This is a genomic window from Mesorhizobium sp. M0904, from assembly GCF_040319475.1.
Taxonomy (GTDB): domain Bacteria; phylum Pseudomonadota; class Alphaproteobacteria; order Rhizobiales; family Rhizobiaceae; genus Mesorhizobium.
In genome coordinates this window covers 155,866-170,417 of record NZ_JAMYOC010000008.1, presented here as the reverse complement: position 1 = coordinate 170,417, position 14,552 = coordinate 155,866, and the positions used below count along the sequence as shown (strand labels likewise).

General features: G+C 60.6%; 13 protein-coding genes and 1 pseudogene. 10 read left to right on the top strand and 4 right to left on the bottom strand.

Going from position 1 to position 14,552, the window contains the following annotated elements; translation table 11 throughout:
• The first annotated feature begins 2 nt into the window (after positions 1 to 2).
• The 5 genes from NKH80_RS11195 (at position 3) to NKH80_RS11175 (ending at position 5,337) form a co-directional block, all read left to right on the top strand.
• Complete coding sequence (locus tag NKH80_RS11195) at positions 3 to 1,184, top strand: glycosyltransferase family 9 protein (RefSeq protein WP_352991575.1); 1,182 nt, start codon at positions 3 to 5, stop codon at positions 1,182 to 1,184.
• Positions 1,185 to 1,193: 9 nt separating this feature from the next.
• On the top strand, positions 1,194 to 2,378 hold the full coding sequence (locus tag NKH80_RS11190; RefSeq protein WP_352991573.1) for a glycosyltransferase family 9 protein: 1,185 nt from the start codon (positions 1,194 to 1,196) through the stop codon (positions 2,376 to 2,378).
• The gene (locus NKH80_RS11185; RefSeq protein WP_352991571.1) at positions 2,368 to 3,546 is read left to right on the top strand and encodes a glycosyltransferase family 9 protein; all 1,179 of its coding nucleotides are present in this window, start codon (positions 2,368 to 2,370) and stop codon (positions 3,544 to 3,546) included. The genes NKH80_RS11190 and NKH80_RS11185 overlap by 11 nt, the downstream gene beginning before the upstream one ends.
• Positions 3,547 to 3,847: 301 nt before the next feature.
• Positions 3,848 to 4,627: a sulfotransferase domain-containing protein gene (locus tag NKH80_RS11180; RefSeq protein ID WP_352991568.1), complete on the top strand. Its 780-nt coding sequence runs from the start codon at positions 3,848 to 3,850 to the stop codon at positions 4,625 to 4,627.
• Between the two features lie 14 nt (positions 4,628 to 4,641).
• Positions 4,642 to 5,337: a sulfotransferase family protein gene (locus NKH80_RS11175; protein ID WP_352991565.1), complete on the top strand. Its 696-nt coding sequence runs from the start codon at positions 4,642 to 4,644 to the stop codon at positions 5,335 to 5,337.
• 29 nt (positions 5,338 to 5,366) lie between these two features.
• Here the strand turns inward: NKH80_RS11175 and NKH80_RS11170 are convergent, their stop codons facing one another.
• Positions 5,367 to 6,347, bottom strand: a complete 981-nt coding sequence (locus tag NKH80_RS11170) for a glycosyltransferase family 2 protein (protein ID WP_352736503.1) — start codon at positions 6,345 to 6,347, stop codon at positions 5,367 to 5,369.
• Between the two features lie 225 nt (positions 6,348 to 6,572).
• On the opposite strand from NKH80_RS11170, the gene NKH80_RS11165 reads away from it, so the two are divergent.
• From NKH80_RS11165 to NKH80_RS11150, 4 genes are all read left to right on the top strand, one after another.
• On the top strand, positions 6,573 to 7,736 hold the full coding sequence (locus tag NKH80_RS11165) for a glycosyltransferase family 4 protein (RefSeq protein WP_352688362.1): 1,164 nt from the start codon (positions 6,573 to 6,575) through the stop codon (positions 7,734 to 7,736).
• A gap of 108 nt (positions 7,737 to 7,844) precedes the next feature.
• Positions 7,845 to 8,618: a glycosyltransferase family 2 protein gene (locus tag NKH80_RS11160; RefSeq protein ID WP_352688364.1), complete on the top strand. Its 774-nt coding sequence runs from the start codon at positions 7,845 to 7,847 to the stop codon at positions 8,616 to 8,618.
• A gap of 108 nt (positions 8,619 to 8,726) precedes the next feature.
• Positions 8,727 to 9,449, top strand: a complete 723-nt coding sequence (locus NKH80_RS11155) for a glycosyltransferase (RefSeq protein WP_352705933.1) — start codon at positions 8,727 to 8,729, stop codon at positions 9,447 to 9,449.
• A 230-nt stretch (positions 9,450 to 9,679) separates the two neighbouring features.
• Positions 9,680 to 10,717 carry a phosphatidylglycerol lysyltransferase domain-containing protein gene (locus tag NKH80_RS11150; RefSeq protein ID WP_352705930.1) on the top strand — a complete coding sequence of 346 codons (1,038 nt, stop codon included), beginning with the start codon at positions 9,680 to 9,682 and terminating at the stop codon, positions 10,715 to 10,717.
• Between the two features lie 591 nt (positions 10,718 to 11,308).
• Here the strand turns inward: NKH80_RS11150 and NKH80_RS11145 are convergent.
• Positions 11,309 to 12,239 (bottom strand): annotated as a pseudogene (locus tag NKH80_RS11145) (ABC transporter ATP-binding protein); the annotation flags it as partial.
• A gap of 320 nt (positions 12,240 to 12,559) precedes the next feature.
• Here NKH80_RS11145 and dusA point away from each other — a divergent pair.
• On the top strand, positions 12,560 to 13,546 hold the full coding sequence (gene dusA, locus NKH80_RS11135; RefSeq protein ID WP_352991558.1) for a tRNA dihydrouridine(20/20a) synthase DusA: 987 nt from the start codon (positions 12,560 to 12,562) through the stop codon (positions 13,544 to 13,546).
• 6 nt (positions 13,547 to 13,552) lie between these two features.
• Here the strand turns inward: dusA and NKH80_RS11130 are convergent, their stop codons facing one another.
• Positions 13,553 to 14,257, bottom strand: a complete 705-nt coding sequence (locus tag NKH80_RS11130; RefSeq protein ID WP_352991555.1) for a TIGR02281 family clan AA aspartic protease — start codon at positions 14,255 to 14,257, stop codon at positions 13,553 to 13,555.
• Positions 14,258 to 14,270: 13 nt separating this feature from the next.
• A complete protein-coding gene (locus NKH80_RS11125) occupies positions 14,271 to 14,504 on the bottom strand; it encodes a DUF1289 domain-containing protein (protein WP_031193575.1) in 234 nt (77 codons plus the stop codon).
• Positions 14,505 to 14,552 lie beyond the last annotated feature (48 nt).

Below are 14,552 nucleotides of genomic sequence, written 5' to 3'. Positions count from 1 at the left end.
CGATGACCAGCTTTTATCACGGTTCCTATGTTCGGTATGTGATTGGTGGACTGGGCCTTCAGGTGCGCCGGTACAAAAAGGCGGTGCGCAGGTTGTTTTCCGGCCCCAAGCAGCCGCGGTCCATTCTTGAGCTGCAAGCCAGGGTTGAGGCCCTGATCGTTCGCAGGGACTGGAAAGGCCTTGAAGCCGGTACCAATGAGATAGCTGTCGCGGCCGATCATAATCGCGACCCGGAGCTGATGCAGAAGGCGGGCCAGGCATTCGAACGGCTTGGCAACTTTGCGCGGGCAGCTGAGCTTCGGCTTTCCGCTCGCCGGCTGCGGAAAGGGAAAAGCGCGAACGAGTGGACCGGCGAGAATCTCGGATCGGATACACTGCTGATCGACCTTGTGGAGGATGACCCGCGCAGCCTTGGCCGGGTTATCCGCCACGCGCGACTGGCCGGCGCTGCCGCTGCCTATGCGCAAAGCGCAACAATCCGGGTCGAGCCGCGCCTGGTACCAATTCTGCAGCGAACGTTCCCGAAGGCGACCGTGGTCCCGGCGCAGCGGAATGTGGTCGCCAACAAACGTGCGACTTTCGAAGATCTCGCCTGGGTGTTCGGACGCGATGCCGAAAAGCTTGCTGCCGACTTCGTGCCGCTGCGGGCAGATCCTGAACACGTCGAGACATTCCGCAAGCGCTATCGGGCGATGACGGATCTGCCGCTGGTCGGCCTCTCCTGGGGCAGCAAATCCCACACCAAGGACGTGCCTGATTTTCCTGAATGGGCACGGTTCATCGCCCAGACACAAGCGACCTTCGTTTCGCTCCAGTACGGACAGATCAAGCCGGCGTTGCGGCGCCTTCGCAACGGCAATGAAGCGCGTCTGATCTTTGACGACGGCGTCGACCAGATGGTCGACATGGACGGTTTCGCGGCACAGGTCGCCGCACTCGATGCTGTCGTGACGATCAGCAATACGGCGGCCCATCTTGCCGGAGCCCTTGGCGTGCCGACTGTTTTCCTCATCGACGATAATTTTCAGACGGCATGGCCGGTGACCGGCGACCGGACACCCTGGTATCCGAAGGGCATTGTCATTCGCAAGGAGGGGCGCCCTTGGTCGCTGGTGCTCGACGAGGCCGGCCGGCAGCTCTCATCGATCCTGACGACGCTTTCCGACGCTCCCCGAGGACGATAGAACATCGCCGTGCAGAACAGACGAACCATCCTTCAGAAAGCAAAAACCGCCGATCTGCGCCCGCAAGGCGCCGCCGGCAAGCGGCTGCAGAAGGTTCTCGAGCGGGCAAAGGAACTTCTTAGACGTCCCTCGCGCCACGCCGACGAAAGTGCCGAAAGGCATATGAGGCTGATGGAGGAAAGCGTGCAGCGTGGTGACTGGCAAACTGCTCGCGACCATGCACTGGCGCTTGGCGCGCTTGGTGAGCAGCTTGGCGATCTCGGCCTGATCAAGAAAGCGGGGCGCGGACTGAGGCGTCTCGACGGAGGAAATCGCATCTGGCAGTTGATGGCGGCGAGCAAGCAGCGCGGCAGACCCGATTGGGATGGCAGTGATCTTGCGGGTCGCACGCTTCTAGTCGATCGTCGCGAAGGCGACCTGGCGATCTTTTTCCAGTTCGCGTCGCTGCTTGGTCCAGTCGTCGCGGCTGCCGGTCGATGCATCGTCTTCGTCGAGCCGCGACTGGCACCGCTTTATCGCAGAACATATCCTGCGCTCGATGTCAGGATTGAAGGGGAAGAGGACATGGCGGCAGTGGACGCCGATGTCGTTGCCGGTTTCGAGACACTCGCAAAGCATTTCTGGCCGGACGACCCGGCGGCACGCGCGCCCTTCGTTCCGCTGGAGCCGGACCGCCGACTGGTTGCCGAGCTGCGCGGCACCTATCTCGATGGCGGCCCAGGTCCCCTGATCGGATTTGCCTGGGGAAGCCTCAACAAGAGCAAGGATCTGCCGGCCCTGGACGACTGGCGGACGCTGTTCGCCAGCCTGCCGGGGCGCCTCGTCAGCTTGCAATATGGCGATGTCGGGCCGGCCCTCTCCGAGTTCGAGCGCCACGCGCCGGGGCGCATCATCCATGACGCTTCCGTCGACCAATTGACGGACATGGACCGCTTTGCCGCCCAAATCGCGGCGCTCGACGCGGTGGTGACGATCAGCAATACCGGTGCCAACCTGGCCGGAGCGCTCGGCGTGCCGACGGTTGTCATGCTCGACGACGGGTTTCGACTGTCCTGGCCTGCCTTCGGCGAGACCGTCGCCGCATATCCGAGCGTTCGACTGGTCCGAAAAGGCGGCCGAGCCTGGGCGTCGGCAGTGCAGGAGGCAGGCGGACGGGTCATGCAAATCATCGGCGGAGCTGGCGATGGAAGGTAGCCTACTTCTCGGCCGGTTGCGCCGCGCTGTCGCGCTTGCAGGCTACAAATACAAGGTCTGGTTCCGACGTCACCGGCGGCAGCTCTTCCTTCGCTGGCGTGACGGCGACATTGCCGATCAGATGGCGGATTATCGGCGGAGCGTCGAGTCCCGCGATTGGCCGGCGGCACTGCCGAAAGCCCTGGCTCTTGGATCCATTGCAAAATCGAGGGGCGAGGTCCACCTGCTCGACGAGCTCAGCAAGGCGCTGATGCGGATGGGCGCCTATGGCGCAGCCGCCGAACTCAGGATTGCACGACGCCACATCGTCAACGGCCGCGTCGATGGCGAGTGGCTGGGCCAGGATATTTCTGGCCAGACACTGCTGATCGATCTGATGGAAACCGAAAAGCAGGGTCTGGCCACAGCGATCCATCATGCGAGCTCCGTCGGCTGTGCCCTGGCGCGCGCCGCCCATTCGATCGTCCTCGTCGAGCGCCGCCTGATACCGCTCTTTCAGCGCACTTTTCCGACTGCCGATGTGCGGCCGGTCGGCGCTGGCGGCAAGGCCGTCTATGCCGAAGCGCAGGCCTTCGCCGGCGTCCAGCATCTGACTGCCGTTTTCGAGACCGACGAGGCAACGATCCGCGAGCACTTCGTGCCCCTTAAGCCGGATCCGGCCCGGGTCGCTGAACTTCGCGCCCGCTACCAGAAGGAAGGGCGGCCGTTGGTCGGTATCGCATGGGGCAGCTCCAATCCCGGCAAAGACCTGCCGCCGCTTGCCGCCTGGCGAAACCTGATCGGCCGCCCGGACCTCCGGTTCGTCTCGCTGCAGTACGGCCAGATCGAGACCGATCTGAAGATCCTGACCGACGGTGAGCCGGAGCGCATTCTTCATGACAGATCGGTCGATCAGCTCGTCGACATGGACCTTTTCGCCGCGCAGGTTGCCGCGATGGACGCCGTGGTGACCATCAGCAATACCGGAGCGCATCTGGCGGGCGCGCTCGGCATCCCCTCGGTTTTCATTCTGGGCGACGGCTTCAAGCGCTCCTGGCCGGTCGAGGGCGACCGCACGCCCTACTATCCATCGGCCGTGCTGGTCTCGAAACGGGAACGCCCCTGGTCCGTGGTGATGAGCGAGGCCGAGGCCATCCTGGCGCCATGGATCACAAAAGTGAGTGGCTAATGCATGTCGTCCGAAAGCGCGTCACTGAATACGCATCGACGCGATCCGCATTAAGCGTTCGGCCGACGGATCGCGGAATGGAGCGCCCGTGTCGAACACTCGTCGCAACAGGCCAAAAAACATAAGGCATTCCGAACCGGGATATAGTAAAGGCCAATTCGCCCCGCAGAGGATCGCAATTCTTGCCGGCATTTCTGCCTTGTGTTCGAATCAGCCGTAGGCTTAGGCGCCCAGTAATGGGGTTGGTCTGGCCTGCAGCGGTTCGGGCGCCAGCTCTGATAATCTAAAGGAGGTCTCTCCCATGTCCTTTCTAAAATTTTTCCAGGCCAAAGCGCCGCCTCTTCCTCTTATCGTATCCTTTCCAAAATCAGGGCGCACGTGGCTGCGTGTCATGCTGGACGATCTCGGAGTTGAAGTTCAATACATTCACGACGGAACCGACCACAAGTTACTTCGACCAAAATCGAGCCTCAAGGAGAATAAATCTCGATACAAGAAGAGAAGAACAATAATGCTTGTTCGCGATCCAAGAGATACGGTGGTCTCAGGGTACTTTCAGGTTCAGAAGCGCCACATGCTTCCAGCCGGATCGTTCAGTGATTTTATCAGAAGCGACAATCATGGGATTGAAAAGATCATCAGATTCAATCTGCATTGGTTCGCGGCCATGCCCCGGATGCGCGAAATCCGGTATCTTCAATATGAAGATATGCATCGGGATACGGCTGGTGTCCTTCGCGCGATCCTTGGATTCCTGAACCAGCAGGCTGACGATCAGACGCTTGTCGACGTGGCGAACAACCGAACCTTCGACAAGATGAAAGTGAGTGAATCGACCGGTGATCTGTCCGATCGATACGGCAAGATATTACAGCCGCGCGATGCGAATGATCCCGAAAGCTTCAAGGTGCGCAAGGGTAAGATAGGCGGTTACGGCGAATATCTTTCCGAGAACGACGTGGCCTATTGTGACGAGCAGTTAGCCAAGTTCGAATATTGGGAGAAGCTGGACAAGGTCTTTAGCACGAACGGCTTGTGCTACGCTCGCGTCGATAACCGCGCCCGGGTCGCCGTGGGCTAGGGGGCATTGCCGACATGGTGATGCGGACCGGATTCATTTGCGGCTGCGGCCATAGCGGGACGACGTTGATTGCGACGATCCTTGCATCGCATCCTGACGTCTACCTGCCGCTCCAGGAAACCAACATTTTCTTCAAGTGGACGCCACTGGCCATGTTCCGCTTCTGGAAACTGAAGCGGGCGGCGCGCGAGGCTGGAAAGAACGCGCTGCTTGAAAAGACGCCGCGGCATATCCGCCGTGTGGCCCGCATTCGCCGGCTCGTGCCCGGCGCGCGTTTCATCATGCCGGTGCGAGACGGGCGCGACGTCGTGGCGTCGCTGACCAAACGACTTGACGACCCACAGGAGGCTCTCGACCGCTGGATCAACGATAATGCGCTGGTTCTCGCGGAACGGGGAAAGCCGGATGTGCTGATCTATCGCTATGAGGATCTGGTCGAGAATCCGGCCAAAGTCGTCGAGCAGATATGCGGCTTTCTTGATGTGACCTTCAGCCCGGATCTCCTCGACTACCACAAGAACCCGCAGCAATGGTTCAAGCCGACCGACGCCAGCGTCGAGACGCCACACGAGGTGCTCCGGAACCAACAGGTCAATCAGCCAATCTATGACGGGAGCGGGAGATGGCGCTCCGAACTTGGAAACGCCGAGTTACAGGACCTGGTACAAGGACGAGGTGCCCAGCTGATGAAAGCGTTCGGTTATGCATAATGTTGGTTCGGCATCTGCTGGAGTGCCGTCTACCAATCAATTTTGTCGATCAAACCCGTTTGGAACAGGCTGTGAGCGCCTTCGTACAGCATTGACTGTTCGCTCATCGCGCTGAGAGCGGCTTTACCGCTCGAGACCTCATGATACTGGCGATATTTGGAAGCGCCGTTCCAATACTGACCTTCCGCCACCGCGACCTGCGCCTTGTCGTTGAAATCGGCGAAGAACTTGAAATGAAGCAGGCCGGCCAATCCCTTTATATAGTTTCGCCAGTAGGGCAGCGGTGCGTGAATCGACGTAAAAATCGTCTGGCGATCAACATATATCAGAGGAAACTTGGTCAACTTGTGCTGCCTGGCGAAAAGCCGGGTCCTCGGGCCGCCTGTGATCTTGAGATGCCGGGGGCTCCTCGTCACCTCATAGCCGCTGCCGTCGAAATGGTCCGCAACCTGCCATGGGGGCACGATGGGATCGAAGGGTACGTCCCAGATGTTTCCGCTCGGATACATGTCGATCATCGGCGCCAGCAGGCGTGTCATTCCGCGCCGCTTGAGCCAGGCGGCCATCGCGCCGAGCGGATTCTGATCCATGCCGTCATAAACAAGATATTCGTCCGCATCGACGGTCAGATACCAGCGAGGCTGACCATAAATCTGCACAAGACGCTGCCGCCAAAGGTTTCCCAGGTCCGACTGAGAATAGGTGAGCGGCGAGCTGAATAGATCGACATCTGGCTGCTCGGCCAGAAGCTCAGCTGTTCCGTCGGTCGAGCGATCATCAAGGACGGCGAATCTGGTGACGCCGAGCTCGCGATAGTGCTTCAGGAACGGGCGTAGCCTGTCCGCCTCGTTGCGGATGACGAGGATCAAAGGCAGGTCATTCACTTTGAGGGGCGTTATCGGCCGCAGCGATGACACTTCTGCCCGCCTTCCGAAGGTGTGTCTCAGCCGATATATGGCGGTGTCGGTAATCGTCCGGCGGACAATGGCGGGCCAAGTTGCTTTGCTCAAGCCGTCGATTCCCCCTCATAGCGGTCACTACCCGGCTGGAGCTGGCGCTGATCCGCTGTTTGCTGTTAATTTCTACATGCAGCACCGTCAGGCAAATCGCAAGCAGTCGCGGACAATGGACACAGGCCTGTTCTGAGTTCCGCGACTGAGCTTTCCAACTGTTGCCGATGCGCGCTGGCCTCTATAGACATCGTTAGATGGCAACAAGGCCGGAGCCCAGACCCCATGCACGCCGGCATTCGTGGCATCGAAAATCAATTCGACAGGCCGATCCTGTTCGTGCGCCAGCGTTATGCGCCCTTTGGCGGCGGCGAGATCATGCTGGAAAACATCATGGCTGCATTTGCCGCGCGTCAGCGGCCGGTGGCCGTGCTCTCCGGCGACTGGCCGCGCTATGAAGGCATAGAATTCATCCATTGCGCCGGCCGCCGCTTTCCGCGTTCGCTGCGGGCGGCGTCCTTTGCTCAAGCCGCCTGCCGCAAGATCGCCGAGATGCCACCGGCGCTGGTGCAGAGCAACGATCGCCTCCCGTGCTGCGATGTTTTCCGGGCCGGGGAGGGCGTTCATGCCGCCTATCTTGCCGAACGGCGGCGTTTCGAGACGCGGCTCGGCAGGGCGGCAATGGCGCTGAGCCCCTTTCACCGCCAGACGCTGCGCCTCGAGCGCGCAACCTATGCCAGCCCACGGCTCAAAGCTGTCATAGCGATTTCGAAGATGGTCGCCGAGGACATTGTCCGTCACTATGATTATCCGGCCGAAAATGTGCACCATATTCCCAACGGGGTGGACCTCGACCGCTTCAATCCGCAACTGCGCCAACAGCATCGGGCCGGGGTCCGCGCGCGGCTCGACGTCGACGAAAACAGGCCGGTCGTCCTGTTTGTCGGCTCGGGCTTTGCGCGAAAAGGACTGCTTGCACTGATGAAGGCTGTCGCCAGGCTCTATGGCGAGCCGGAATTGTGGGTCATCGGCCATGATTCGCGCGCCAACGCCTTCAGGCAGGCCGGTAACAGGCTCGGTCTCGGCGCACGGCTCAAGATGCTGGGGCCACAGAAAGACATGCTGCCGTGGTACGGCGCGGCCGATATTGCCGTGCTGCCTTCCATCTATGATCCTTTCGGCACAGTGGTCATCGAAGCGATGGCGAGCGGCTTGCCCGTCGTGGTAAGCACCGGCTGTGGAGCGCGCGAGCTTGTCGAGCGGTTCGAGCCGACGCTCGTTTGCGATGCGGCCAGCGAAAGTGACCTCGCAGCAGCGCTCGCCCACGCGCTGCAGTTGGCGTCACGACCTGAAACCGGAACCCGGGTGAGAGCGGCGGCCGAACACTATGATTTCAATGTCATGATCAAGCGAATGATGGCGCTGTATGAAAGCCTTGATCTGAAATGATTTTCGACTTTGTTGAATTAGTACCCTCAATGTGCTAACGGGCCGGGAGCCGATGCTGCAGATGCATTCGAATGACAGTGGCAGCTTTGATGCCGGAACCTTCTGACCGTGCCGGCGCTCTCGGTCATTATCATCACCCGCAACGAGGAGGCGTCCATCGCGCGCTGCCTTCGCTCGGTGGATTTTGCAGACGAAATCATCGTTCTTGACAATGACAGCAGCGACAGCACCAGGGAGATTGCCGGTGACTTGGGGGCCAAGGTTTTGATGACCCTTGATTGGCCCGGTTTCGGCGCGCAAAAAAACCGTGCGCTGGCCGCGGCAACGGGGGATTGGATCCTCTCGCTGGATGCCGATGAGTGGGTGGAGGCGCCGCTCGGCACGGAAATCAGGGCCGCAATCGCCGACCCAAAAGCCTATGACGGCTTCGAAATACCGAGAAGATCGCGCTTTTGCGGGCACATTGTCCGCCATAGTGGCTGGTCGCCCGATCTGGTGCTCAGGCTCTTCCGTCGCCGCTCCGGGCGCTTCAGCGACGACACCGTGCACGAGAAAGTAGTGCTGAACGGAAAGGTCGGGCGATTGTCCCAGCCGATCGAGCACGACTCGATCACCGACCTGGCAGATGCCCACGACAAGATCGGCCGGTACGCAGAAGCATCCGCCGCGCAGCTGCTTGCCGAGGGCAAAAAAAGCTCGATAGGCAAGGCAGTTTTGCGTTCCGTCTGGGCCTATGTGCGCAGCTATATTTTCCGGCTGGGATTTCTGGACGGTTCCATTGGTGCGATGGTGGCCGCGTATTCGGCCAGCTACACCTATCAGAAATGGGCGCGTGTCGCATTGGGAATGCGAGGCCAGGTCCACCCAGAAAAGCAAGGCTGAGGCCAGGACAAATCTGTGAGAAACCGGCTCGGTTGACCGCAATTGTTGCCGAGCCATCGCCAACTAGTTAGTGTACGACCGTTAAAATCGAAAGCCAGGGTAGTGAATATGACTGATGCGTTTAGGGTATTTATCGGATGGGACAGCCGTGAGCCGATCGCGTACGACGTCGCGCGACACTCGCTGCTCAAACATGCGTCGGCGCCTGTCTCCGTCATTCCGATCAAACAAGACGAGATGCGTGCCCGTAGGCTGTATTGGCGGGAAAAAGATCCACTCGCCTCGACGGAGTTCACCTACACGCGCTTCCTCACGCCTTTTCTCGCCGACTACACGGGTTGGGCCCTGTTTTGTGATTGCGATTTCCTGTGGCTTGGTGACGTCGCAGGCCTGCTGAAATATACGGACTCGGACAAGGCGGTCTATTGCGTCCAGCATGACTATACGCCGAAGGCCACAACCAAGATGGATGGCGTGGTCCAGACATCCTATCCTCGGAAAAACTGGTCGTCGCTGATGCTGTTCAATTGCGCGCATCCTTCGGTCAAATCGCTCACGCCAGAGGTCGTGAATCAGGAAAGTGGCGCCTATCTTCACCGAATGCAGTGGGTTGCCGACAAAGATTTGGGTTTATTGCCAGTAGAGTGGAATTGGCTCGAAGGCTGGAACGAAAAGCCTGCTGTCGGCACACCTAAGGCGGTCCACTATACGAGCGGCGGCCCGTGGTTTGCCGAGTGGCAGAATGTCGACTATGCCGACTTGTGGATAGCAGAACGCGACGAGTTCCTGGCTTCCGATCAGGCAGAATCTTCTCAGAGCGCAGTTCGATAAGAGCATTGTGTTTGGCAGGTGACCTGGGCGCTTCCGAAGTGGCATCGGCGTCGGCAACAACGCGTGGTGCCGCCGCCTCGGGGCGGGACCGGGGCAGATTGCGCCTAGGAATCTGGCGGTTCCGGCTGGGGAAGCATGACGCGCTGAGATAAGGATCAGCTCGCGGCAATATGATCGGTTTGGGGTCCGTCAGCTCTTTCATCGGCCTAGCCGGCACGCGAAAGTCGACCATGTCGTCACTGCGAAGACGCCTAGATCGTTTCCTGGAAAACCGCGGGCCTAAAATACCGCGGCTGCGGCTGAACCATGTCGAGCGCCTGGCGCTGGTCCGTCGCCATGGTGATTTTTCCCTTGCCTATTCGACCGCCGTGCAGAAGGGGCTTCACTACTTCGGCGATGCCCAGGGCTACATCGCTTACGGAACCAAAACGCGACATCACTTCGCGCTCGGCGATCCAATGGCTGCCCCGGCCGATCGGCGCGACTATATCGAACGTTTCATCGAGGTTGCCGGCAGCCCGTGGTTCGTGCAGATCGGCGAACAGACGGCGCGCGTGCTTGCCGGACTTGGCTATCAGGTCAACCGCCTCGGCGTCGACACCAGGCTTGTCCTGCCCGGCCACGACTTTTCCGGAAAGCGCAATGAGACAGTGCGTTATTCCGAACGCTGGCTCTTGAGGAAGGGGTTTTCCTTCGCGGAGGACAACGGGACCGTCTTCCTCGACGAGATTGCCAGGCTCTCCCAGAATTGGCGGGCCGACCGCATCGTCAAGCGCTGGGAGATGAGGTTTCTCAACAGGCCTTTTGCCGATCACCTTGGCGTCGATATGCGCCGTTTCGTCCTGCACGGTCCGGATGGAGAACTGGTGGCCTTGCTGGATTTCGATCCGCTGTTCAGCGACGGCAAGGTCATCGGCTACACCACCTCGTTCAAGCGCAAGCACATCGATGCCTCGGCGCATGCCGAGATCGGCCTGACCAAATTCGCGGTCGACCGCTTTCGCGACGAAGGTGTTTCCGTGGTCACCCTCGGCCTGTCGCCGCTTGTCGAAATCGGACCTAGCGGGTTTGCCGAAAGCGATTTCTGGCGGCGCGCCTTCCAGCGTGCCTATGAATCGCCGTGGGTCAATCGCACCCGCTTCAACCTGCAGGGGCAGGCGGCCTTCAAGCGCCGGTTCCATGGTGTCGAAGAACCGACCTATCTCGCCTTTCGCAAAGGGACCTTTTTCGAAGCGCTTTCTTTGCTCCGGCTGATCAGGGCCGTCTAGTGCCTGGTGGATGAGGGCTCGTCATCTCCCAGCATGGTCGACACCACGCCGGCCAGCCTTGGTTGTTTAGGTGGGAAAGGAATGCCGCGGCGGGAGCAAAAAGACCGGCTGCGACGCGCCGGACCATTCTGCTGTGTCCCCCAGTCCCGCCGGCTACTTTTGGCAGCCCGAGAACGGCTCCGCATCAGCGCGCGCCAAGGGGCGGATTCACGGTTGCTGCTGCGTACCGCCAGGAATAACGAGAGTACCCTGGCCCGGCCTTGAGTATCTGAAGCCTATGAAGAACAAAGCAACGATGATCAAACAAATGACGATGACCGCGACGATGCTGCCAGGATGGTGTCCGGTATCTGGCGGTTGGACCATTGCCTTCCCGTATGGCTATCGCCGCTGACCTTCTTCATCTTCCAACCGAGCATGACGACTGTCAATGGATACAGGAGCTACCCCCGCCATCCAATCAGCAGCCGGTAGTGTCGAACACGTTACGCGCTTGCCGACCGAAGCTGATGATGGACCGAACCACAACTTATCCTAAGCACGCCTCCATCGCTGCGAAGCGTTGAAGGGCGGCGATCCACCGCGGCTTAGTCAGGCCGGAAACAGGAATGCAGCAGCCGGATCGAAAAAGACCTGCCGGGTGCAGGGCGACACATCCTGCGATTGCATGGCGGCGGAGGTCGGCCTGATGTCAACCTCCTGCCCAGCGGCGATGCGCGCGACGATCCGCCGGCGCTAGCCGTAAAATGCGATGTCGACGATCTCGACATTCAGTTCCGCGCTCGCCGGGCTCCGCTCCATGCTAAAGGCTTCGGGCCGGATCATCAGGCCTGGTCTTCTGGCCTTTGCCGAACGTGCCGTTGGCCCTGACTCCGGATATGACCCAACAGTCTGTCATGCGGATCGTTGTCGTGCCGTTGGTGGTGCCGAGATGTTCGGCAGCAAGGAAATTGGAATTGCCGGTGAAGCCGGCAACGGAATCGGTCGCCGGCCTGAGATAGAGATCCTCGCCGGTGCCGGTCTGCTCGATGCGGCCACCCTTGAACAGGGCGATTCGGTCCGACAGATGCAGCGCCTCTTCCTGATCGTGGGTGACGTAGAGAATAGTGACGCCGGTCTGGCGATGGATGCGGCGGATTTCGCCCTGGATTTCCTCGCGCAGCTTCTTGTCGAGCGCCGACAATGGCTCGTCCATCAAAAGGATCGGACGATCGTAGGCCAGCGCCCGGGCCAGCGCGACGCGTTGCTGCTGGCCGCCCGACAGCGCACCGGGTAAGCGCCCGGCAAAGCTTTCGAGCCGCACCAGGGCCAGCATGTCGGCGACCTTTTTCTTCACCTCGGTGTCCGGCCGGCGGCGAACCCGCAGCGGAAAAGCGACGGTTTCGGCCACCGTCAGATGCGGAAACAGCGTGTAGCGTTGGAAGACCATGCCGATGTTGCGCTTGTGCGAAGGCACTGCAAGCAGTGATTTTCCTTCCAGCAAGACATCGCCGGAAGTCGGGTCCTGAAAGCCGGCGATCACCGAAATGACCGAAATCATGGATGCAATCCGGTCGCGCAAGCCGGACGAGGCGGCGGCGGCGCGGCGGCATGTCGAATCCGCGTGGCAGATCGCCCGCAACACGCTTCGCCTTGGCTGACTGGTATGCCGCCGGCGGTGCATCGTTCTACGGCAGGCATCTAACTGGTGCGTACAGTGACATTGTGACATGCCAATTTGCTTTCAGTTGCGGCGGCAAAATCGTATATCGGGTTAGTTAGGTGTTGTATCTCTTGCCAAATTGCTCTGTCATTCGAACGGAGTGTCGGACGGATTGAGACAGAGAAACTAGAAAAATGAATATGTTACGCCACAAAGTTGCCGTGGCGCCCATGATGGACTGGACGGACCGGCACTGCCGGTTCTTCCATCGCCAGCTGACGCGCGAGGCGCTGCTCTACACCGAGATGGTGGTGGCCGATGCGGTCATCCACGGCGCACGCGAGCGCCTGCTTGGCTTCAACGACAGCGAACATCCGGTGGCGCTGCAACTCGGCGGCGCCGATCCGGGAAAGCTGGCCGAGGCGGCGCGCATCGGCGAAGCCTTCGGCTATGATGAAATCAACCTCAATGTCGGCTGCCCGTCCGACCGCGTCCAGTCGGGCACCTTCGGAGCCTGCCTGATGAAGGCGCCTGTGCTCGTCGCAGATTGCGTCGCGGCGATGAAGGCGGCGGTGAAAATACCGGTTACCGTCAAGTGCCGCATCGGCGTCGATGAGCAGGATCCGGAACCGGCGCTCGATGCGTTGGCCGACGGTGTTTTCGCGGCCGGCGCCGACGCGCTGTGGGTGCACGCCCGCAAGGCCTGGCTGGAAGGACTGAGCCCAAAGGAAAATCGTGACATCCCACCGCTCGACTATGACCGCGTCTATCGGCTGAAAGCCAGAAAACAAAACAAATTCATCGGCATCAACGGCGGCATTCAATCTCTCGCAGAGGCGCTGACGCATCTCGACCATGTCGATGGCGCCATGCTCGGCCGCGCCGCCTATCACACGCCAGGGATACTGACCGGCATCGATGCCGCGTTTTACGGCAGCACGGCTGAGTCGTTCGACTTTGCCGCGCTGATCGACGCCATGGCGAACTATGCGGCACGCCATATCGAACAGGGTGGACGGCTCGGGCATGTCACCCGGCACATGGTCGGGCTGTTTCACGGCCTGCCCGGTGCACGCCGCTACCGGCAGATCCTCTCCACCGAGGCGACACGGCCGGGTGCCGGACCGGAGGTGCTGAAGTCAGCCTTCGCCGAGGTCGATTTCGGCAGGACCGCAGAGGCGGCCTGAGCGAACTCAATCCCGCAAGATCATGCGGTCGCCGCGCACGTCGAAACCCGACAGCGAGCTAATGAAATTCATGCCGAGCAGGCTCTGACCGAGGGTGCCGGGTGCGGCGATCATGATGGGCATGTCCTTGCGCACGATGCCGCCGATCGACAGTTCGTCGCTTCGCACCGACGCTGCGCGCGTCATGCCGTTGGCGGTCGAGATCGGGATGGTGAAGTGGAGAGCCGCCGAATTGAACCCGGCCGCCAGAGCGTCCTCGGCGGTCAGCACTGTGCTGGTCGCGCCGGTATCGACAACCGTCAGGATCGGCGTGCCGTTGATCGTGACGCGCGCTTCGAAATGGCCGCTGCCGGCCTTGTCCAGGGTGACGGTGGCATGGCCTTCTTCCACGCCCAGCGCCAGCGGACTGCCGGGAACAAGGCCGGCGGTGACGCGGCTGGCGAAATCCTGCAACTCATAGCGGTACTGATAGCCGGCGATCAGCGCCAGCACGATGGCGCCCCAGGCGCCGAGGCTGCGGGCCATGTTGCCCAACGGCCTGCCCGATCTGAGCAGGCCGGCGCCGACGAGTGCCGCTAAGGCGCCAAGCCAGATCAACTGGCTGAAATCGTAATTCTCAATGCCGAATGTACTGCCGGCGGAATCGTTGAGCATGAGCAGGAGTACACCTGCCCCGATCGCGACGATCAGAATCCACAGCAGTCGGTTCATCTCTGCGGCCGGTTCACGAGAGGGCGTCGCGTTCGCGTGCCATGCGGCTGCGACGGGTTTCCCGGCGGGGGCGTCGCTCGACCGTTTCCAGCCTTGCCGGCAGCTCGGCCATGACGCTGCGGCGGGTTTGCGGGGTCATGTCGATCCAGGCTGCGATTTCCTCGCGCGTGCGGCCGCAACCGAAACAGAAGCCGGTTTTCATGTCGATCGAGCAGACCAGGATGCACGGGGATTCAATGGCCGTCATAAGGATTTCCTTGGCTAGCCTCCACATGGTGCAACGACAAAGTCAATG